At 70.9% G+C, this 20,702-nt stretch carries 19 protein-coding genes; 10 read left to right on the top strand and 9 right to left on the bottom strand.

What is annotated here, in order from left to right; translation table 11 throughout:
• Positions 1–3 precede the first annotated feature (3 nt).
• Together OHS70_RS33410 and OHS70_RS33405 are read right to left on the bottom strand one after the other, a co-directional pair.
• On the bottom strand, positions 4–1,761 hold the full coding sequence (locus OHS70_RS33410; RefSeq protein WP_443062773.1) for an IucA/IucC family protein: 1,758 nt from the start codon (positions 1,759–1,761) through the stop codon (positions 4–6).
• A 2-nt stretch (positions 1,762–1,763) separates the two neighbouring features.
• Complete coding sequence (locus OHS70_RS33405; protein ID WP_328403716.1) at positions 1,764–2,954, bottom strand: ATP-grasp domain-containing protein; 1,191 nt, start codon at positions 2,952–2,954, stop codon at positions 1,764–1,766.
• A 237-nt stretch (positions 2,955–3,191) separates the two neighbouring features.
• Between OHS70_RS33405 and OHS70_RS33400 the strand changes: the two genes are divergently transcribed.
• Positions 3,192–4,037 carry a (2Fe-2S)-binding protein gene (locus tag OHS70_RS33400; protein WP_328403714.1) on the top strand — a complete coding sequence of 282 codons (846 nt, stop codon included), beginning with the start codon at positions 3,192–3,194 and terminating at the stop codon, positions 4,035–4,037.
• Between the two features lie 75 nt (positions 4,038–4,112).
• Here OHS70_RS33400 and OHS70_RS33395 read toward each other — a convergent pair whose 3' ends face one another.
• Complete coding sequence (locus OHS70_RS33395; RefSeq protein WP_328403712.1) at positions 4,113–5,759, bottom strand: FAD-dependent oxidoreductase; 1,647 nt, start codon at positions 5,757–5,759, stop codon at positions 4,113–4,115.
• A 257-nt stretch (positions 5,760–6,016) separates the two neighbouring features.
• Here OHS70_RS33395 and OHS70_RS33390 point away from each other — a divergent pair, with 257 nt between their 5' ends.
• From OHS70_RS33390 to OHS70_RS33360, 7 genes are all read left to right on the top strand, one after another.
• A complete protein-coding gene (locus tag OHS70_RS33390; RefSeq protein ID WP_328403710.1) occupies positions 6,017–7,138 on the top strand; it encodes a SchA/CurD-like domain-containing protein in 1,122 nt (373 codons plus the stop codon).
• Positions 7,139–7,215: 77 nt separating this feature from the next.
• Positions 7,216–7,653 carry a cupin domain-containing protein gene (locus OHS70_RS33385; RefSeq protein WP_328403708.1) on the top strand — a complete coding sequence of 146 codons (438 nt, stop codon included), beginning with the start codon at positions 7,216–7,218 and terminating at the stop codon, positions 7,651–7,653.
• Positions 7,650–8,918 (top strand): beta-ketoacyl-[acyl-carrier-protein] synthase family protein, encoded by a 1,269-nt coding sequence (locus OHS70_RS33380; RefSeq protein WP_328403706.1) that lies wholly within the window; start codon positions 7,650–7,652, stop codon positions 8,916–8,918. The genes OHS70_RS33385 and OHS70_RS33380 overlap by 4 nt, the downstream gene beginning before the upstream one ends.
• Complete coding sequence (locus tag OHS70_RS33375; RefSeq protein WP_328403704.1) at positions 8,915–10,162, top strand: ketosynthase chain-length factor; 1,248 nt, start codon at positions 8,915–8,917, stop codon at positions 10,160–10,162. The genes OHS70_RS33380 and OHS70_RS33375 overlap by 4 nt, the downstream gene beginning before the upstream one ends.
• Before the next feature lie 16 nt (positions 10,163–10,178).
• Positions 10,179–10,433, top strand: a complete 255-nt coding sequence (locus OHS70_RS33370) for an acyl carrier protein (RefSeq protein WP_328403702.1) — start codon at positions 10,179–10,181, stop codon at positions 10,431–10,433.
• A gap of 1 nt (position 10,434) precedes the next feature.
• The gene (locus OHS70_RS33365) at positions 10,435–10,914 is read left to right on the top strand and encodes an SRPBCC family protein (RefSeq protein WP_328403700.1); all 480 of its coding nucleotides are present in this window, start codon (positions 10,435–10,437) and stop codon (positions 10,912–10,914) included.
• 51 nt (positions 10,915–10,965) lie between these two features.
• Positions 10,966–11,301: a TcmI family type II polyketide cyclase gene (locus OHS70_RS33360; protein WP_328403698.1), complete on the top strand. Its 336-nt coding sequence runs from the start codon at positions 10,966–10,968 to the stop codon at positions 11,299–11,301.
• 66 nt (positions 11,302–11,367) lie between these two features.
• Here the strand turns inward: OHS70_RS33360 and OHS70_RS33355 are convergent, their stop codons facing one another.
• Positions 11,368–12,396, bottom strand: a complete 1,029-nt coding sequence (locus OHS70_RS33355; protein ID WP_328403696.1) for a methyltransferase — start codon at positions 12,394–12,396, stop codon at positions 11,368–11,370.
• Positions 12,397–12,469: 73 nt separating this feature from the next.
• A complete protein-coding gene (locus OHS70_RS33350; RefSeq protein ID WP_328403694.1) occupies positions 12,470–13,540 on the bottom strand; it encodes a right-handed parallel beta-helix repeat-containing protein in 1,071 nt (356 codons plus the stop codon).
• A 231-nt stretch (positions 13,541–13,771) separates the two neighbouring features.
• Here OHS70_RS33350 and OHS70_RS33345 point away from each other — a divergent pair, with 231 nt between their 5' ends.
• Both OHS70_RS33345 and OHS70_RS33340 read left to right on the top strand, forming a co-directional pair.
• Positions 13,772–16,162, top strand: coding sequence for a SpoIIE family protein phosphatase (locus OHS70_RS33345; protein WP_443062689.1), 2,391 nt, complete (start codon positions 13,772–13,774; stop codon positions 16,160–16,162).
• A gap of 133 nt (positions 16,163–16,295) precedes the next feature.
• On the top strand, positions 16,296–16,829 hold the full coding sequence (locus OHS70_RS33340; protein ID WP_328406086.1) for a MarR family winged helix-turn-helix transcriptional regulator: 534 nt from the start codon (positions 16,296–16,298) through the stop codon (positions 16,827–16,829).
• A 15-nt stretch (positions 16,830–16,844) separates the two neighbouring features.
• Here the strand turns inward: OHS70_RS33340 and OHS70_RS33335 are convergent, their stop codons facing one another.
• From OHS70_RS33335 to OHS70_RS33320, 4 genes are read right to left on the bottom strand one after another with little or no spacing between them, the layout of a single operon-like run.
• On the bottom strand, positions 16,845–17,864 hold the full coding sequence (locus OHS70_RS33335; RefSeq protein ID WP_328403690.1) for an aromatic ring-hydroxylating dioxygenase subunit alpha: 1,020 nt from the start codon (positions 17,862–17,864) through the stop codon (positions 16,845–16,847).
• A gap of 2 nt (positions 17,865–17,866) precedes the next feature.
• Complete coding sequence (locus OHS70_RS33330; protein WP_328403688.1) at positions 17,867–18,094, bottom strand: recombinase-like helix-turn-helix domain-containing protein; 228 nt, start codon at positions 18,092–18,094, stop codon at positions 17,867–17,869.
• Positions 18,095–18,114: 20 nt separating this feature from the next.
• Complete coding sequence (locus tag OHS70_RS33325) at positions 18,115–19,050, bottom strand: PDR/VanB family oxidoreductase (protein ID WP_328403686.1); 936 nt, start codon at positions 19,048–19,050, stop codon at positions 18,115–18,117.
• Between the two features lie 13 nt (positions 19,051–19,063).
• Entirely contained in the window at positions 19,064–20,701 is a 1,638-nt protein-coding gene (locus OHS70_RS33320; protein ID WP_328403684.1) for a thiamine pyrophosphate-binding protein, read from the bottom strand.
• Position 20,702 lies beyond the last annotated feature (1 nt).

Raw genomic sequence — 20,702 nt, 5'->3', positions numbered from 1 at the left:
GGGTCACGCTCCTCGCAACAGGTAGTTGGGTCCGGTGGTGTAGTGCTTGTTGATGTCCGCTGCTCCCGATCTGGCCTTGGTGAGCAGGGTGCCCGCCGTGACCATGGCCTTGACCGGCAGCCGCGGTGCGTCGAGTACCCGGGCGCGCAGCACGGCCCCGGGCTGTCCGGGGCGGGTGCCGAGCCGCTCGACGGCTTCGCCGAGGCGGTCGCGTACGAGCGCGAGCAGCCGCTCCAGCGGGGCGCGGCCATGGGCCGCGAGCCCGAACGCGTAGGCGCCGGCGCACAGATGGACGGTGATCGTGGTGAACAGGTCGGTGACCGGCCCGTCGCTGTCGCCGAAGATGCGCCTGTCGTCGAAGGCGGCCGGGCCGGGCGCGTCGGGGCCGAGGGCGGCGCGCAGCCGTGCGGCGTTGATACGCGGGCCGTCGTTGTCCTTGAGCAGCAGCCGCAGCCGCGGGCTTCCCGCGGCGGTGTCGAGCACGAGGGAGATGTTCTGCTGATGGGACTCGAGGGCGATGCCGTAGCCGAAGAGTGTGGTCTGCCAGTCGAGGAGCAGGGTGAGCAGCGCATCGAGGAGCGTGAGCGGGTCGCCGCCGTAGAACCGGTCGGCGAGATGGTCGATCACCAGGCGGCCGCCGGGGGCCCGGCCGAGCAGGCCGGCCAACGGAACGACGACGGAGCCGTCCAGTCCGGCGGGCAGGATGCGCCGCAGTGCGGCAAGGAGTTCGTGCCCGGCATGGGCGAAGGCGGTCTCGTCCGCGTGCAGGACAGTGCCCCGGAAGCGGGGTTCCCGGGCGATGACCGTCTCCAGCAGCCGCTGGCCGGCGGCACCGTCGCACAGGCTGCCGGGCTTGATGGTGCGCCGGTTGAGCAGGCCCAGGGTGGAGGTGGCGAGAGGAAGTTTGAGATGGACGCGGGGGTGCGCGGTGAGGGCGACGGTGCGCATCGACAGCGTCGGCACGGCCTGAAGATGGGGCCGGTCCGCGAGGAAGGCCGTCGTGTCGAGCCCGGTGGCGCGCAGTGCTTCCCGCAGGGGTCCCTCGGCGGTCAACGGGTGTACGGGGAGCGTGAGATGACTGGCGTCGAGTGCACCGGGCAGCCCGAGGACGGAGGGAGCGGGCCACACTCCGCCCCCGTCCGGGTCCAGGCCCTGTGCCGTGACCGCCTCCTTGGGCAGGGCCAGCCAGCGCAACGGGAAGCGGGGATGGAACTCCGGTGCGTACTGGCGTAGTTGACGGGGCGAGAGTCCGGAGCGGCCGCGCGCGGTCGGATAGACGGGGTGGTCGGCGCGGGCGGCGAGTGTGTCGTGGGCGAGGCCCCCGGCGGGGCCGGTCCAGTCGGCAGGGTCGGCGCCATGGCGGGCCGAGAGCAGTCCGGCGATCTCGTCGCGGGTCTCGGCGTGCAGCCGCAGGGCCTCGAGAGCATCGCGACATTCGCCCAGGAAGGCCGCGAAACCGGGGCGGTCCTCCTGGTCCGCGAGGGCGGCGAGCGCGTCCAGTATGCCTTCGGCCGTGGTGAGTTCGGCTCCGTCGGGCTCCCGGCGCAGCAGGGGGAGCCGGGCCGCCGTCGCGCACTGGAACCCGTCGGCGCGTACCGGCAGCAGCAGTGCGCCGCCGTCCGCTGCGGTGAGGCGCAGCCAGGTGCCGTCCGATTCCTCGACGGGGGTGCTGCGGCTGCGGAGGCCGACGACGTCCTCGCGAAGCAGGGCACTCAGGACGCGCAGCAGCAGATCCGTGCCCGAAGCTTCTTCCGTCGTCACCGTCACGGCGTGATCTCCCACTGCTGCGAGCCGAGGAAGCCGGCCACGGCCCGGTCGACGGACTCCTGGTCGGCGCCGATGGCTCTGACGACCCCCAGGATGTCGCGGTTCGTGTGGTACACACCGTGCCGCTCCCCCAGCTGACGCATCGGACGGTACGTCAAACGGACGTCACCGACGGAGAGTTCAACTGGGGCCGGTGAGCGGGTCAGGGTGCCGGCGCGCCGCGCGCACGGATAGTCGAGACGGGCGGCGCGATCGGAGCGCGCCCCCAGATCGTCGGGCAGGGGCTGCCCCAGATGCGTACGGAGGATGTGTTCGAAGAGCGGAATGCCGAGGAGGTCCGCGAGCAGCAGGTCGCACTGGTCGCCGATGGCCCGGTAATTGACCTCGATGAGGCGCGCGCGCCCTTCGTGCACGGTGAACTCGGTGTGGCAGGCGCCGAATCCGACGCCGAGCGCGTTCAGTTGCGCGAGGACCTGTGCGACGACCGGCTCGGGGTGGCGGGGGACGTACGTCAGCCGTTCCTCGATGAAGTACGGGGGCGGGGACAGCTCGGTGCGGAAGCCGCCGAGCACGTGCAGGCGTTCGCCGTCACCGAGGGTTTCCAGGGTGCACAGCTCGCCGGGCAGATATTCCTCGACGACCAGTGAGGCCCGCGGGCGGCGCGCCTGGATCTCCTTGCAGCGCTCCACGAGTTCCGCCGGCCCGTCGGCCAGCACGACGTCCTCGCTGGCCACTCCTTCGCGCGGCTTGACCACGCAGGGGAACGGCAGGTCGGGGGCGGCGAGTACGGCGGCCGGGTCCTGCCCCGGGGCGACTTCCGCAGACCGGACGGCATCGATCCCGGCCGCGGCGAGCGTGCGGCGCATCTCCGCCTTGTTCTTGGTGCGGAGGGCGGCCTGCCAGGGCTTGGCAGGGAGCCCGAAGTAGTCGGCGGCGAGCGCGGCCTGGGTCTGCAGATGGTCGCTGTTGGTGAAGACGGCGTCCGGCGCCCGGCCGGCCGAGACCGAGGTGATCACCGCCCGGAAGTCACGTACGTCGCACTCCAGAACATCGACGGCGGGGTCGGCGTCGTGCGCATCCGGCTGGTCGGTGAGCAGCGTGACATCGATGCCGAGACGGCGGGCGGCGGGCAGAAACCCCTCGGTCACCGAGTCGGTCGGGTTCAGGGCCAGCAGGTACAGCCTCATGAAGGGATCACCTTCCGCTCGCACGGACGACAGGGGACGGGTGTCCGCGCCGGGCGCCCCGGCAGTTCTGGATCACGAGGCGAGAGCTTAGGTTAGGCATTCCTAAACACGCCAATTCCCGGAAACGGGGCGCCGGTTCACACCCCCACCCTTCACCGTGGGTAAGGTGAGCCTTCCCTAATCGCACGTCGGTTCGCCGTGCCGTTCGATGTGCACTGCCGTTCGAGGAGTTACCCAGTGATCCTGGCCCCGGCGCCGGCCGAACCTGCCGCGAGCTGCTCCGCTCTGCTCGGCTCGGCCTTCCGCCGTCTCGCCACCGTGTGCCCGGCACTGAACCTGAGCGTCGCGGCCCCCCGGACACCGGCCGGCCAGGGCTGGGCGGACGGGGCCGAACTGGTACGCCGTGCCGAACTGCTCGACGCCTTCCTCGACGCCGAGGCGGCCCGCATCCGTGACCGGTACGACCACACCGCCCGGCCCGACGTCGTCGCCTCACGTGCCCTGCACGGCTACCTGTGGTCCGTGAGCCTGCTGATGAGCGGCCCCTGGTACCTGGAGCGGCGGGTACCTCGGATTCACCCTCACGACGTACGGCACAGCCGCACGAGTGATGCGTACGAGGTCGTTCCGGGCCGCTTCGCCTGCCTGCCCGGCGATCCCGCGGCCGCCCAGCCGGGGGTGAGAGTCGTGCCCGACGAGGAAGCCCTGCGCGCGGAACTGCGCGCGGCGGTCGCCGATCATGTGCGGCCGCTGCTGGAGGCCCTCGCGCCCCGGGTACGGCGCGGGCCGCGGGCGCTGTGGGGCATGGCCGGCGACGATCTGGTGTCCGGCGTCTGGTACCTCGGCCGCATGCTCGGCGAGGAGGACCGGGCCGTGCACGAGGCCGGCCGGCTGCTGCCGGGGCCCGTCGCCCCGTTCCCCTCAGGCGCCGGCTTCCGGCTGCTGACGGGTCGTGACGGGCAGACGTACCCGACCCGCACGCGCCTCGGCTGCTGCCTCTACTACACGATCCGGCCCGCTGAGGCCTGCGCCACCTGTCCGCGCACCTGTGACGCCGAACGGCTGCGCCGCCTCGGGGGCTGACCTCGCCCTGTCACCGGGACCGTGCAGCGGTCCGCCGGTGCCCCGTAGCGGGACACCGGCGGATGCCGGGCGACGTCAGGCCCGGTACAGCAGCGTCCTCATGGTCTCCATGAGCACCGCCTCGGGGTCGGCCACCGCGCCGGCCGACCGCCAGGCCACGAACCCGTCCGGGCGTACCAGCACGGCGCCGTCGGACGTGGTGCTGTGGAGCCGGGCCCAGTCGACGCCGGTCTCGGGGACCAGATCGGCGTCCCGCCCGTCCCCGATCCGATAGGCGTCCAGAGTGACCGACAGCCGGGCGGCCACCGCCGCTGCCGCCTCGTGCCATGCCGCGCCGGCGCTGCCGTCACCCGTCAGCAGGACGAAGGACCGCTCGTACAGGTCGAGCGTGGAGCGCATGCGAACCGAGCCCTGCTCGTGCAGCCACAGGTGCGGGGCCCGGGTACCGGGCCCGCCGGAGAGATTCATCCGTGCGGGTACGACGGGCTGCTGGGGGTCGGCCCCGAGCACCGCGCCCCGCGGGTAGGTGTAGCCCATGGCGACCGTGAGCATTCCGCCCTGCTTGCCGGCCCCGACTCCGGGCGCCGGGGCGTAACCCGGGTGGCTGTGCTCCTTCGATCTGGCCGAGGCCCGCGAGCTCGTGGCCTGCGCCACCGGGCGGCGTTCCTCCTCGTACGAGGCCAGCAGGCCGGGGCCGGCGCTGCCGTCGAGGACGGCGGCGAGTTTCCATGCCAGGTTGTGCGCGTCCTGGATGCCCGTGTTGGAGCCGAACGCGCCGGTCGGGGACATCTCATGGGCGGAGTCCCCGGCAAGGAAGACCCGGCCGTCCCAGTACCGCTCCGCGACTCGCTCGGCGGCATGCCAGGGAGCCTTGCCGGTGATCTCGACATCGAGGCCGACGACGCCGGTCGCCCTGCGGATGTGCTCGATGCAGCGCTCGTCGGTGAAGTCCTCGAGCGTCTCGCCGCGTTCGGGCTGCCAGGGCGCGTGGAAGACCCAGTTCTCCACGTTGTCCACGGGCAGCAGAGCGCCGTCCGCCTCCGGATCGGTCAGGTAGCACACGATGAAGCGCCGGTCTCCGACGACATCGGCCAGACCGAGCGAGCGGAAGGTGATGCTCACGTTGTGGAACAGGTCGCCGGGCCCGGTGTGCCCGATGCCGAGGCGCTCCCGGACGGGGCTGCGGGGCCCGTCCGCCGCGATCAGATAGTCCGCGCGCACCGTCCGGCGCCTGCCGGTCTCCCGCTCCTGCAGCACACCGGTGACCCCCTGCGCGTCCTGCTCGAACGACAGCAGCTCGGTGGAGTACCGCAGGTCTCCCCCGTTCTTGAGCGCGCACTCCAGGAGCACGGGCTCCAGATCGTTCTGACTGCACACGCACCACCCGGCAGGACTGAACTTCGCCAGTGCCGCGCCCGACTCGACCTGCTTGAGCAGCCACTCCCCCTCGTCCGTGACGAGGGACGACGTCTGGAGGATGCCATGGTTGTCCGCGAGTACGGACGCGGCTTCACGGATGAGCAGCTCGGCGCCGGCCCCCCGGAACAGTTCCATCGTGCGCACGTTGTTGCCTCGGCCACGGGGGTGCATCGAGGTGCTCACGTGCTTCTCGACCAGCATGTGCTCGACGCCGAGCCGGCCCAGGAACAGGGAAGCGGACAGCCCCACCAGGGAACCGCCCACGATGAGGACCGGTACGCGTTCGTCGACCTTTTCTTCCATCAGATGCTCCTGCTCCAGCCGCCGGTAGGGGGGATGGAGTTTCCATGCCCTGGCAGCAGCGCTTCGATCGCCCCCTTCACCCGCCTGGTTCACACATCTCGCGCCACCTGAGGTACCGGCACAGGATCGAATCCGGACCGGCACCTCCTGCTGGTGGTGACCGGTCGTCCATTCGCGCCGGATCCTCGCCCGGTCCCCGAAAGGGGACGTCGTGCCACGGGATGTGACGGCCTCAGCGTCAAGGAGATGCGTGGAACATGACAATGCTGTCCGAGCGTGTGTCTCAATCAGCCTTTGACGGCTCGCGGCTGCGAGTCGTTCTGCTGCTGGACCTCCATGACGGGGCCCAGCAACGCTTCCTGACGGCGTACGAACACATGCGCAATCAGGTGGCATCGGTAGCCGGCCATGTCAGCGACCAGCTCTGCCAGTCGATCGAGAACCCCTCCCAGTGGCTGATCACCAGCGAATGGGAGAGCGCGCCGCCCTTCCTCGCCTGGGTGAACAGCGAGGAGCACGTCGAAACCGTGCGGCCGCTGCACGACTGTGTGCGCGACACACGGTCGCTGCGCTTCAGCGTCCTGCGGGAGACAGGCAACTTCCAGGCGACAGCGGAGGCCGCTCGGAGCGGCACCGGTCTCCAGTCTGCACCGCGGGTCGGCGACGGCGTGGTACGCCACGCCATCACCTTCACGGTCAAGCCGGGAAGTGAGCCGGTCGTCGCGGACATCCTGGCGAGCTACACCTCGCCCGAGCCCCAGGTCGACTCCGGCACACGGCTGCGCCGCACCTCGCTGTTCATGCACGGCAACCGGGTCGTACGGGCCATCGAGGTGCAGGGAGACCTGCTCGCCGCCCTCCGCCATGTGGCCCAGCAGCCCGAGGTCAGAGCGGTGGAGGAGGCCATCAACCCGTACCTGGAGCAGGACCGGGACCTCGACGACCCGAACTCGGCACGGGTGTTCTTCACCCGGGCGGCGCTCCCCGCGGTGCACCATCTGGCGACCGCCGGCGGCGAGCACGCCACCGTCCAGCGGCATGCGCTGTACTACCCGGCCAAGCCCGGCTGCGGAATGGCACTCGCACGGCTGCTCGCGCAGCAGGACGAGGCCGCCGCCGACGATCCCTCGGCTCCCATCGACAGCAGCACCATCTTCCAGCGCGACGACATCGTCGTGCGGCTGGTCGATGCACGCGGCTCCCTCGACTCGGCACCGATGATCGCACTCGGCGCGCAGGGCCCCCGCAAGGCAGGGGTGCTCGCACGTCTGATCGACCACGACGCGCTGGGCACCAACAGCTCGCTCACCGACGAAGAACGGATGTCGCGCTTCCTCGCGAGCGCCGACATGCGTCTGATCACCGACCGCCGGGCCTGACCCGCTCGCCCGGATCCCCAGCGGTCGCTACCGCACCGCTGGCACCCACGCCAATCGGCCACGTGGAGGAAGCAGTCATGACCACACCCCATCGCATCGTCGATCTCAGCGAGACCCAGCCCAATCGCAGGCGCGGCGGCGACCTGCGCGCCATGCTCACACCCACCACGGTGGGTGCCACGAGCGGCTTCATGGGCCTGGCGATCGTGGAGCCCGGCGACCGCATCGGTGAGCACTATCACCCGTACTCCGAGGAGTTCGTGTACGTCGTCAGCGGAATGCTCGAAGTCGATCTCGACGGCGAGGCGTATCCGCTCCGACCGGATCAGGGGCTGCTGATCCCGGCGTACGTACGGCACCGTTTCCGCAATGTGGGCAGCACGGAAGCCCGGATGGTCTTCCACCTGGGGCCGCTGGCCCCGCGCCCGGAACTCGGCCATGTCGACACCGAGGAGACGCCCGCCGAGGAAGGTGCCGGCCAGCGGCCGCCGGAACGAACGGGGTCCGTTTCATGACACGACGCGTGGCAGTGACCGGAGTCGGTGTCGTGGCTCCGGGCGGCGTGGGGACACCCGCGTTCTGGGACCTGCTGTCCAGCGGCAGGACCGCGACGCGGGGCATCACGCTCTTCGACCCGACCGGGTTCCGCTCCCGCATAGCCGCCGAGTGCGACTTCGACCCGGTGGCCCACGGCCTGGATCCGGAACAGATCCAGCGCGCCGACCGGTACGTCCAGTTCGCCATGGTCGCGGCCCGGGAAGCCCTCCAGGACGCCGGGCTCGACCCGGAGAAGGAGGATCCCTGGCGCATAGGCGTCTCGCTCGGCACAGCGGTCGGCGGCACCACCCGTCTGGAGCAGGACTACGTCAAGGTCAGCAGCTCCGGCCGGCGCTGGGACGTCGACCACAGCGAGGCGGCACCCCATCTCCACCGGGCCTTCTCTCCCAGCGCCCTCGCCTCGGAGGTGGCCGAGCAGACCAGCGCCCGCGGCCCGGTGCAGACCGTGTCGACGGGCTGCACCTCCGGCCTCGACGCGATCGGCTACGCCTTCCAGGCCGTGGCGGAGGGCAGGGTCGACGTCTGCATCGCCGGAGCGTCGGACTCCCCGATCTCACCGATCACGGTGGCCTGCTTCGACGCCATCAAGGCGACCTCGCCGAACAACGACGACCCGGCCCATGCCTCCCGCCCCTTCGACGCCAACCGCGACGGGTTCGTCATGGGTGAGGGAGGAGCCGTACTGGTCCTGGAGGAACTCGAGCACGCCCGGGCCCGCGGGGCCACGGTGTACTGCGAGATCGGCGGGTACGCCACGTTCGGCAACGCCCACCACATGACGGGTCTCACCCGGGAGGGCCTGGAGATGGCCCGCGCGATCGACCACGCGCTGGACCAGGCCGGCCTCAACGGCTCGGACATCGACTACGTCAACGCGCATGGCTCGGGCACCCAGCAGAACGACCGCCACGAGACGGCCGCGGTCAAGGAATCGCTCGGCGCGCACGCCTACAAGGTGCCGATGAGCTCCATCAAATCCATGGTGGGCCACTCGCTCGGCGCGATCGGAGCCATAGAGGTCGTCGCCTGCGTGCTGGCCATCGCCCACCAGGTGGTGCCGCCGACGGCGAACTACGAGACCCCCGACCCCGAGTGCGATCTCGACTATGTGCCGCGCACCGCGCGCTCCCTCAAGCTGCGCAGCGTGCTGTCGGTCGGCAGCGGCTTCGGCGGCTTCCAGTCCGCGGTCGTGCTCACCCGACCAGGTGGGAGGAGAGCATGAGTTCCAAGGACCGGCGTGCAGTCATCACCGGAATCGGTGTGGTCGCCCCCAACGGAGTGGGTGTCGAGACCTTCTGGAAGTCCACCCGGGAAGGCATCAGCGTTCTCGACCACATCACGCGGGAGGGGTGCGGGCATCTGCCGCTCCGGATCGCCGGAGAGGTCCGGGGCTTCGACCCCGAATCGCTCATCGAGCAGCGCTTCCTCGTCCAGACCGACCGGTTCAGCCACTTCGCGATGGCCGCGGCCGACCTGGCGCTCGCCGATGCACGGATCGCCGCCGGCAAGTACGGCGACTCTCCGTACGACGTGGGCGTGGTCACCGCCGCCGGTTCCGGCGGCGGCGAGTTCGGCCAGCGAGAGCTGCAACGGCTGTGGGGGCAGGGGTCGCGCTATGTCGGTCCGTACCAGTCCATCGCCTGGTTCTACGCGGCGAGCACCGGCCAGATCTCGATCCGCGGCGGGTTCAAGGGTCCGTGCGGTGTCGTGTGCAGCGACGAGGCCGGCGGCCTGGACGCCATCGCGCACGCCGCGAGGGCCATCGGACGCGGTACCGACGCGGTCGTCGTCGGCTCGGCCGAGGCGCCGCTCGCGCCGTACTCGCTCGTCTGCCAGCTCGGCTACCGGGAACTGAGCACCAGCGACGAACCCGAGCGGGCCTACCGCCCGTTCACCGCCACCGCCTGCGGCTTCGTGCCCGCAGAGGGCGGCGGAATGCTCGTCGTCGAGGCGGAGTCGGCGGCCCGTGAGCGGGGCGCGCCGATCCGGGCGACCGTGGCCGGCCACGCGGCCACGTTCAGCGGGGCATCCCGGTGGGAGGAGTCTCGCGAGGGCCTTGCCCGGGCGATCACCGGCGCGCTGGACGAAGCCGGCTGCGCACCCGAGGAGATCGATGTGGTCTTCGCGGACGCGCTGGGCACTCCGGAAGCCGACCGGGCCGAGGCGCTGGCGATCGCCGACGCCCTGGGCCCGCACGGCCGGCGGGTGCCCGTGACCGCACCCAAGACGGGCACGGGCCGCGCCTACTGCGGAGCGCCGGTGCTCGACTCGGCCGCAGCGGTGCTCGCACTGCAGAACGGTCTGATCCCGCCCACCCCCCATGTCTTCGACGTGTGCCACGACCTTGCGATGGTGACCGGCGCGGCTCGCCCCGCCGAGCTGCGTACGGCCCTGGTGCTGAGCCGAGGACTCATGGGATCGAACGCGGCGCTCGTGCTGCGGCACGCCGCCGACACCCCCTCGTGAGAAGGAGAACTGCCTCATGACCGCGCAACTGACCATCGACCAACTGGCTGTTCTGATGAAGAGCGCCGGTATCACGGTCGACCCCAAGGAGATGGGCGGCCGGCCGGAAACGCCGTTCGACGCCTACGGCCTCGACTCGCTCGGTCTGCTGGGCATCGTCGGGGAGCTGGAGAACAAGTACGGCCGGGCGCTGCCGCCCGACGCCGACCGCTGCAAGACCCCGCGCGAATTCCTCGACCTCGTCAACAACTCCCTGATGGCAGGAGCCTGAAGTGACCGGGCACACCGAGAACAAGGTCGTCATCGACGCCCCCATCGATCTGGTCTGGGACGTCACCAACGACATCGAGAACTGGCCCTCGCTGTTCAGCGAGTACGCGTCCGTCGACGTCCTCGAGCGTGAGAACGACAGGACGCTGTTCCGCCTCACCATGCATCCGGACGAGAACGGCACCGTCTGGAGCTGGGTCTCGGAGCGGGTCGTCGACCGCAGCGCGCGCACGGTGCGTGCCCGCCGGGTGGAGACGGGACCCTTCCAGCACATGGACATCCGCTGGGAGTACTCCGAGACGCCCGAAGGCACCTTGATGCACTGGACGCAGGACTTCGCGATGAAGCCGGACGCCCCCGTCGACGACACGTGGATGACCGACAACATCAACCGCAACTCCAAGATCCAGATGGATCTCATCCGGGACAAGATCGAGAAGCGCGCCCGCACCCGCGAGTCCGCCCCGGTCACGCCCCGCTGACCGCTGCCCCACCCCCGCCAACCCGACAGGCATCCGAAGGGACTCCCCCCGATGCATCGAGCTCTCATCGTCGCCCGAATGGCGCCCGATTCGGCCACCGACATCGCCGAGGTGTTCGCGGCCTCCGACGGCGGCGAACTGCCGCACCTCGTCGGGGTCACCCGGCGCAGTCTGTTCCAGTTCGGCGACGTCTACCTGCATCTGATCGAGGCCGACCGGCCCCCCGGCCCGGCGATCGCCAAGGTGACCGAACACGCTGCTTTCCGCGATGTCAGCGACCGGCTCGCGGCGTTCGTCAGTCCGTACGACCCGCAGACCTGGCGGACTCCGAAGGACGCGATGGCGCACGAGTTCTATCGCTGGGAACGCGCCGCCGCCAAGGCGTGACCCGCGCACAGCACGCCGGCCCCGCGGTTCTCGCGGGGCCGGCGTGCTGTGCGCATCCCGGGCGTTTCAGCCGGGGACGACACTGTCGAACGCGTGGAGATAGGCGTTGACGGGGCGGACGTCGCCCACCGTCAGGCCGGCGTCCTTCATACGGTTGATCATGCTCCGCTCGGTGTGCTTGGCGCCTCCGACGTTGAGCAGCAGCATCAGGTCCATGGACGTGGTGAACTTCATCGACGGGGAGTCGTCCACGAGGTTCTCGATGACCACCACCCTCGCTCCCGGACTGGCCGCCGCGACCACATTGCGCAGGGTTCTGCGCGTGCTCTCGTCGTCCCACTCCAGGATGTTCTTGATGATGTACACGTCCGCTTCGACGGGGATCGCATCCCGGCAGTCCCCGGGGACGATGGTGACCCGGTCGGCCAGCGCACCGCCGTCCCGCAGCCGTGGATCTGCGCCCGCCACCACGCGGGGCAGGTCGAGCAGCGTTCCGCGCAGATCCCCGTACTTCTCCAGGAGGCTTACCAGTACGTGCCCCTGGCCGCCGCCGATGTCCGCGACCGTCGAGGCTCCGGTGAGGTCGAGGAGATCGGCGACGTCCTGCGCCGACTGCATGCTGGAGGTGGTCATGGCCCGGTTGAAGACATGGGCCGACTCGTGGGCGTCCTCGTGCAGATAGTCGAAGAACCCCTTGCCGTACAGCTCGTCGAAGACGCTGCGGCCGGTCCGCACCGCCTCGTCGAGCCGCGGCCAGGCGTCCCAGGTCCAGGGCTCGGTGCACCACAGGGAGATGTAGCGCAGGCTGTGCGGATCGTCCTCGCGCAGCATCCGGGACATCTCGGTGTGGACGAACCGGCCGTCCTCCTGCTCGGTGAAGACGCCGTAGCAGGTCAGTGCGCGCAGCATCCGCCGCAGCGCTCTCGGCTCGGTGCCCACCGCAGCCGCGAGTTCCTCGGCGGTGGCAGGTTCCTCCCCCAGCGCGTCCGCGACGCGCAGCCTGGCCGCCGCGCGCACCGCCGCGGCACATGCCGCCCCGAAGACGAGTTCCCGCAGCCGCATGGCCGGCTGTGGGGTGGTACTTACGGTCGTCATACCCTCTCGTTTCTCGTGAGGTGGGGGGCCGGGCCGAGTGGCCCGGCCGGTCCGGTCCGCGTCTGCGGACCGGTCAGCACATGCCTACGGGCTGCGAGACCCGGCACATGTTGGCCGTCCACTGGTTGCCGGTGCCGACGTCGCGGTTGGCAAGGTCCGCCGGCCCGTTGCGCAGCACGACGTTGCCTCGGATCACGTTGCCGGTGTTGGCGGCGCCCACAAAGCTCTTGAACAGCACGATGCCGCCGGAGAGCGGGTACTTGCCGACGTTGTCCCAGACCAGGTTGGCGTCCACCAGGGTGTCCTCGGCGCCGGTGAGGACGAGCCCCGTTCCCTGGATCTGCGGGAGCCGTGCGGTGGCCTTGCAGTACTTGTTGTTCGAGCTGATGCGGTTGCCGCGGACGGTCAGGTCGCCTGCCCGGGGCTTGGACTCGTCGCCCACCACGAACACACCGGCGCAGTTCGCGGAGATGCTGTTGTATTGGACGGTCAGGTTCCTGACGCGGCGGATCGTGGCGCCGATGCGGTTGTCGAACAGCAGGTTGTGTCCGACGACCGTGCCGCCGGTGTCGGTCGCCCCCGCTTCGAGTGTGACGGTGTTCGCGACGAAGATGCCCGCGTCTCCGTTCTTGCGGGCGATGTTGTGGGTGAGAACGCTGCGGGTCGACCACTCCTGGGCGATGCCCCAGACCTTGTTGCTCTCGGAGTACACCCTCTGCACCGTCAGACGGTCGGTGCCGGTGGCCCAGATCCCGCTCTTCTTGTATCCCGACAGGGTCAGCGACTGGATCCGTACCCCCTTGACGGGCAGTGCCCGCGTGCCCAGGACACAGATTCCGTTGCCGGACTTGGCGCAGGCGTTCTTGGAGGACGCGGCGGCCGGCTTCAGCACGGTCCGTCCGCCCGTCCCCCGAAGAGTCAGGTTGTGTTTCTTGATCACAACGCTCTGGTGGTAGGTCCCTGGAGCGATGGTGACGGTGTCTCCGGGCAGTGCGGCGTCCACAGCCGCCTGGATGGACTGCCCGGCGCGTACGAAGTGCGTGAGGTGGTGTGTGACCTCGGCGGGGGCGGGGGCCGCGGCGCCCAGTCCCGTGGCGGCCATGAGGGCTGCGCATCCGAGGTACATCAACTGTCGTTTCGTCATGAGCTGACGCTAGGGCCGAATGACCCTAAATCGCTACATAAGATGACCAAACGGACACGTGTCGTGAGCAAACTTAAGGCGGATGCCCTCTGCCGGCGGCATCCGCCTGCCCTCCTGACTAGCTCCCGCAGTCCTGCGAGCGCCACCATGGGGAGTGGACAGTGTCGCCCGGCGGGTATGGAGGTGATACAGACTTTGACTCGGCACAACTTTGCGTTCTGCGGGGCCGAAATGGCAGCCGTCTACGTACTCGCCGAGGGTGGCGACGAACTGCACCTGGCCGAGACGGTCGGCGAGCGCGGCCTCTCGTACGGGCTGCCCGCGGTTCTGGGCCTGTCCGGGCAGTCCCCCGCCGCAGAGGCCTTCCGGTCGCGCCGCCCGCTGTGGCTGAGTCCGCAGGAGGTCGCCGCCTACCACGCGAACGGTAGTGACGCCACGCTGATCGGCACCGCCGGCAGACCGTCGGCCAAGATCTCGATGGGCGTGCTGCCCCTGGGACGCGGCAACGGGGAGCTGGGGTGCCTGGTGGTCGCGGGCGCGGTGGCGGACGGCTTCGACGCCGACCGGCGCAGTCTTCTGGAGCTGTACGCCGACCAGGTGGCCGCCGGGCTCGAATCGGTCGCGGCCCGCGTCGCCGGGCGGGCGCAGCCGCGTGCCCATCTGGGCCCCAAGCTGATGCCACTGCAAGGCGGCGCCTTCACCCTGGAGCTTGCCACCGGCGCCATGGACGCGGACGCACAGGTGCTGAGCCTCCTGGGCATAGGCCGCGACGACTTCGACGGACAGGTCGAGACCCTTCTCGCCTGCGCCGTGCCCGATGACATCCCCGCGCTGATGGCCATCGTGGAGCCGGGCCGCCTGTCCCCCGACGGGGACCAGCTGGCCTTCCGGATTCGCCGGCCGGGCGGCGAGCTTCGCTGGCTCGGACTGCGCTGCCGTGTCCAGGTCGACGCCACCGGCGCCCCGGAACGCATCCTCGGCGTGGTCGCCGACGCCGCCTACCTGCGCCCCAGCGCCGACGAGGTCTCCATCGTCCAGCGCCTGTCCGCCAGGCTGGCCGGGGCCACCACCATCCGTGACGTCAGCCGGCTGGTGGTCACCGCCCTGCGCGAGCCGCTGGGTGCCAACCGCATCGCGATCGCAGAGCTGGAGGCCGAGCGGCTGTTCGTCACCATGCTCGATCCGCCGGAGCACGAGGCCTGGCCCGGCATCTGGCGCTCCGAGTGGCGCTCCGAATGGCCCGACGCGTCCCTGCAGAGCCTGCCCACGCTGCGCAACGCGCTGCGGGAGGGCCATGTGAGCCTGTGGCCCCCCGGGGCCGGCCTGGAGCCCGGGCTCGCCGGTATCGGGCCGGGCGGGCTCGCGGTGCTGCCGCTGCCCGCCGACGGCCGGATGGTCGGGGTGTGCCTGGTGGGCTGGGACGAGGAGCACCGGTTCGGCCCCGAGGAGCGCTCGCTGCTGACCGCGGCCGCGGGTCTGGTGGGTCAGGCCCTGATGCGCGCGCACGCCCTGGACGCCGGGCACGAGCTCGCCACCATGCTGCAGCGCAGCCTGCTGCCCCGTACGCTGCCCGAACTGGCCGGAGGGGTCGCCGTCGCCCGGTATCTGCCCGCGACCGTCGGGCTCGAGGTGGGCGGCGACTGGTACGACGTGATCCCGCTCGGCGACGGTCATGTGGCCCTCGTGATCGGGGACGTCCAGGGGCACAGCGCCGGAGCCGCCACCATCATGGGCCAGATGCGCACGGCCGTGCGGGCGTACGCGGTCGAGGGCCATCCGCCGGATGTGGTGGTCGCCCGCGCCAATCGTCTGCTCGTCGGCATGGAGACCGATCTCTTCGCCACCTGCCTGTACGTGGACCTGGACATGGAGGAGGGCATCGCCAAGTTCGTACGGGCGGGGCATCTGTCGCCCGTACTGCGCCACCCGGACGGCCACGCGGAGGAGCTGCAGGTCGAGGGCGGCCCACCGCTGGGCGTGCTCGCGGACGCCGAATACCCCATGACCGAGGCCGGGTTGGTCCCGGGAACCCTGCTGACCCTGCTGACGGACGGCCTCGTCGAATCGGCGCAGCTCCATCTGGAGGACGGCATGCGCCGCGTCTGCGAGCTGCTCTCCGCGACGGACCCGGCCGACCCTGGTCTCGTCGCCGACGAACTGGTCGGGGGAGCGGACGGGCGCGACGACGACGTGGCGGTGCTGCTGCTGCGCTACGACGGGACGAGGGTGCGGCCGGTACGGACCCACTGGACGGTGTGGCGGCTGCCCAACGCCGTCATGCACGCCCGCCGGTTCACCGCACGCACGCTGCGCTCCTGGGGGCTGAAGGACGAACTGGACGTGGCTCTGCTGGTGGTCTCCGAACTGGTCACCAACGGCATCGCCCATACCCAGGGCGAGGTACGGCTGGACCTGACGCTGTCCGCGGACCGCCTGCGGATCGCCGTGAACGACGCGTCGCCGCGCAGCCCCGTCAAACCGTCGGGAGAGGTGGACTGGGAGGCGACCGGGGGGCGCGGGCTGCTGATCGTCGAGGCGACGACGGCGTCCTGGGGCTCGGTGCCGCTCAGCGGCGGCAAACAGGTCTGGGCGGAGATCCCGGTGGTGACGTCCGACAGCTGAAAGCCACCTCGGGCTGCAGGCGCGCCCTCCGGCGGGCCGGAGAGAGCCGATCGCCTCAGGGGTAGAATTTTCAGGGGCGTGGGACATGGACGCCCCGAAGCAGCGATACGCACGGTCGTACGAGGGGGCGGGGATGGCGGAGCGCAGGGCCGCGGCCGATCGGGACGCCGTGGCGAATGTCATCGAGGACTGGGCACGGGAGCGGCCCGAGCTGGACACCAGCCCGCTGGAGGTCCTCGCCCGGCTGCACCGCTCGTATCTGCGCTACAGCACCCGGCTCACCTCTTCCATCGAGCGCCACGGGCTGTCGGTCGCGGGCTTCGACGTGCTCACCGCGCTGCGCCGGGCCGGCAAGCCGTACCGGCTGACCGCGGGTCAGCTGGCCGACTCGGGACTCGTCTCGTCCGCCGGTGTCACGCTGCGGATCGACCGGCTGGAGAAGGACGGGCTGATCGTCCGGGAGCGGGACGCGGAGGACCGGCGGGTCGTCTACTCGCGGCTCACCGACGACGGGCTCGCCAAGGTGGACGAGGTGTTCGCCGAACATCTCGACAACGAACGCCGGATGCTCGGCGAGCTGTCCCCCGCCGAGTGCCGCCAGCTCGCGCGGCTGCTGCGCAAGCTGGAGCACTCCATCCTCGTGTCGGACGAGGAGCCCGCCGGCTGAGGACCCCCGCCGGGGTCACCCGTCGGCGGCCGCGGACTGTGACTCGGCCTGCGCCCGGTACAGACGGCGCAGCCGGACCACACCCAGATCGTGCTGGTAGAGATTCTCGCCCTGGTCGGCGTCGGCCGGCATGGCCTCCAGCATGACGCGGTCCTGCTCGAGAACCTCCCAGTGACGCTTCTCGATGAGCGTCTTGTAGAGGAAGCGCCAGGTGTCGCGCTGCCAGCCCTGGACGCGGCGGTAGCGCCAGAAGAAGACCCCGGTGCGTTCGGCGTCGACCGGGCAGGCCGCGCCGACGATGCCGAAGGCTCCCCCGGGACCGGCGGAGGGCGGGTACGGGATGGTCAGGTCGACCCAGTCGATGCCGGTACGGCACAGCTCCACCCAGTCGAAGTTGACGCCCCGCTGGTCGGTCTTCTCGAAGAAGTAGCCGCGATGGGTCTCGCGGATCCGGAACTTTGCCGTCGTGTCCCCGTCGTACATCGTGTGCGACTCGTGGTGCAGGAACGCGCCGTGCATCGGGTCGAGGAGGTTCTCCATGGCGTACCGCCACGGCACGTTCCACTCGGCGTAGCACAGGATCGGCTCGACCTCGGGGTCGGTGAGCGGGTCGGGAAGGGTGAGTTCGGCGGGCTCCGGGTGCGCTTCGTCGCCGAAGTAGGCGAGGATCGCGCCGGCGGCCTCACGCACCGGCAGTGAGGTGACGAGCTTCTTGCCCTCCAGATTGCAGCCGGGCAGGCCGGGGACGGACGAGACGGTGCCGTCGGTCTCGACCTCGACGCCGTGGTACCAGCAGGCGACCCGGTCGCCGAGGTGCTTGCCGAGCGACAGCGGGGCGCCGCGGTGGGGGCAGCGGTCGGCGAGCATCGACAGGGCGCCGTCGGAGCGGCGGAACAGCAGCCACTGTTCGCCGAGCGCGGTGACCTTGCGCATCGCGCCGGGGGCGACGAAGTCGGAGGGGACGACGGGGTGCCACTGGTTGCGCAGGCCGGTGGCGTAGATGTGCTCGGCGGTGGCGGTGGTCGACAGGGTCATGGTCAGGCTCCCAGGCGGTGCATCTCGGCGCGGAAGGACTCCTCGGTCCACGGGGCGCCGTCGGGGGCGTGGACCTGACGGGAGTTCAGTCCACGGATGACGTCGGCGAGTTCGTGACCGTCCTTGGTGAAGACCTCTTCGAGGGTGGCGGCCAGCTTGTGTTCGTAGGGGGTGGGTTCGTGCGTACGGGACTGGTGAGTGTCCAGGTACGGCCAGGGGGCGGTGGTCATGGGGGCCTCCAACGGTCGGGTCACAGGTCGAGGACGAGGCGGCCGGTGGCGCAGCGCGAGACGCAGATCATCATCGTGGCGTTCGCGGTGTGCTCGGCCTCGCTGAGCAGGAAGTCGCGGTGATCGGGGGTGCCGGCAAGCACCCGGGTCTCGCAGGAGCCGCAGATGCCGTCCCGGCAGGAGCTGTCGACCTTCAGGCCCGCGTCCTCCGCGGCCTGCAGGATCGAGGTGTCGGCGCCGACGGTGAGGGTGAGCCCCGAGGCGGCGCACTCGACCTCGAACGCCTCGTCGTCCCCGGTGCGTTCCACGACGGGTGCGGCGAACCGCTCCAGGCGCAGCTGCCCGGCGGGGCACCTCTCCTCCACCGCGGCCAGCAGGGGCTCCGGGCCGCAGCAGTAGACGAGCGTGCCGGCGGGCAGTCCCGTGAGGGCGGCGTCCAGGTCGATGTGGCCCTGCTCATCCTGCGGAACGAGCGTCACCTCGCCGTCCAGAGCGGCCAGTTCATCGGTGAAGGCCATCGATGCGCGGCTGCGCCCGCCGTACACCATGCGCCACGGCACACCGCGTCGCGCACTCTCGCGTGCCATGGCGAGCAGCGGCGTGATGCCGATGCCGCCCGCGACGAAGACAAGTCCGGCTGCCTCCTCCAGCGCGAAGTGGTTGCGCGGCTCGGAGACGGTGACGGTCTGCCCGGGGCGCAGCTGGGTGTGCACGTACCGCGAACCGCCCCGCGAGGCCGGCTCGTCGAGGACGCCGATGCGGTACGCCGCCGTGGACCGGGGGTCGCCGCACAGGCTGTACTGGCGGATCCGGCCGCCCACATGGACGTCGATGTGCGCGCCGGGTGTCCAGGCGGGAAGGGGCTTGCCGTCGGGATGGATCAGCTCGACGGACAGAACGCCCTCCGCCTCCCAGGTCATCCGGTGCACGGTCAGCTGCACAGAGGTCTCGCTCATCTCGGCTGACTCCTCACTGGGCCGGGGAGAGGCCCGGGATCCTCACGGGCGGGGTGAACGGGTTCTTCATCGGGCCGAGCGCCGCGAGATCGACCTCGACGAGCGTCGGCCCGTCGGAGGCGACCGCCTCGGCGATCAGCGGCCGGGCGTCCTCGGCGGTGGAGATCCGCAGATACGGGAGCCCACAGGCACCGGCCAGCTGCTCGAAGTCGGGTGTGACCAGGTCGACTCCGGAGCGGCGCTCGCTGTACCGGTCCTGCATGTTGCGCAGCACGCCGTAGCCGCCGTCGTTGAACACGAGCAGGGTGAGGCGGGGCCACTCCTGGGCCAGCGTGAGCAGTTCGCCGAGGTGGACCGCGAGTCCGCCGTCACCGGCGAGGACCACGGCGGGGTCCTCGGGCCGGGCGAGCGCCGCGCCGATGCCCATGCCGAGGCCCTGGCCGATGCCGCCGCCACGCGGGAAGACGTTGTCGCGCGGGTCGTACATCTCGAGGAGCCGGTTGCCCCAGCTGCTGGACGGGATGGTGACATCGCGGGCGACGACGGCCCTGCGGGGCAGCGCGGCGCGGATCGCGTCGCAGACCGCCGCCTGGGGGCCGATGCTGTCGTGCAGTGTGGCCCGCACCTTTGCGCGGACGGCGGCGACACGGTTCGTCCAGGCGGGTTCGGCCGCCCGTGCGTGCGGGAGCAGCTCCGCGAGGACGGCGGCGGCGTCGCCCTGCAGGGCGCCCTGCACCGGATACACGCGGCCCAGCGCCGCGGCGTCCAGGTCGATCTGGATGTGGGCGGCGGGGAGTTCGAGTGTGTAGTCGGCCGTCTCGTTGGAACGGAAGTGGGTGCCGACGGTCAGCAGCACATCGGCGTCGGCGAGCAGGGCCCGGGCGGCCGGGGTGGTGGCGAAGTTGCCGATGACCTGGGGGTGGTCCTCGGGCACGGAGCCGCGTCCGGAGTTGGAGGTGAGCAGTCCGGCGCCGGTGGCGGTGAGCAGTTCGGCGAGCTCGGCACGGGCCCGGCCGGCTCCGCCGCCGGCCCAGATCACCGGTCGCCGTGCGGTTGCCAACAGCCGGGCCGCCGTGTCCAGTTCACTGTCGTCCGGCCTCGGTACGGGCGTGGGTGCGTATTCGACCGGGGTGTCCGTCTGCGCCGCGTACTGCAGGTCGATCGGCCACTCCACGCTCGCGGGTCCGCCGGGTGCGGTGAGCGCGGCACGGGCGGCCTCGCGCAGCACGCGGCCTGCCTCGCCGGCGGACCGCACGGTGGCGGCGTGTGCGGACACCGCCGTCAGCATGCCCAGCTGGTCCTTGGTCTCATGGATGAACCCGCGTCCGCTGCCCAGGAACTCGCTCTCCACCTGCCCGGTGATGTGCAGGACGGACGTGCCCGCGCTGAGCGCCTCGATCAGCGATCCGGCCGCGTTCCCCGCGCCCGTACCGGTGGAGGTGAGGGCGCAGCCGATGGTGCCGCGGGCGCGCCCGTAGGCGTCTGCGGCGTTCACGGCCGACGCCTCGTGGCGTACGGGCACGAAGCGCAGCTCCCGGTCGACGGCTTCGACCAGCGGCAGATTGTGCACGCTGACGATGCCGAAGACGGTGTCGATGCCCAGTTCCCGAAGGACGGCGACGAGGAGATCGCCTCCGTTGTCGTATCGCATG

The sequence above is a fragment of the Streptomyces sp. NBC_00390 genome (assembly GCF_036057275.1).
Classification (GTDB): domain Bacteria; phylum Actinomycetota; class Actinomycetes; order Streptomycetales; family Streptomycetaceae; genus Streptomyces.
Note: the sequence above shows the minus strand (reverse complement) of the source record. Positions and strands in the feature narration are given on the sequence as shown.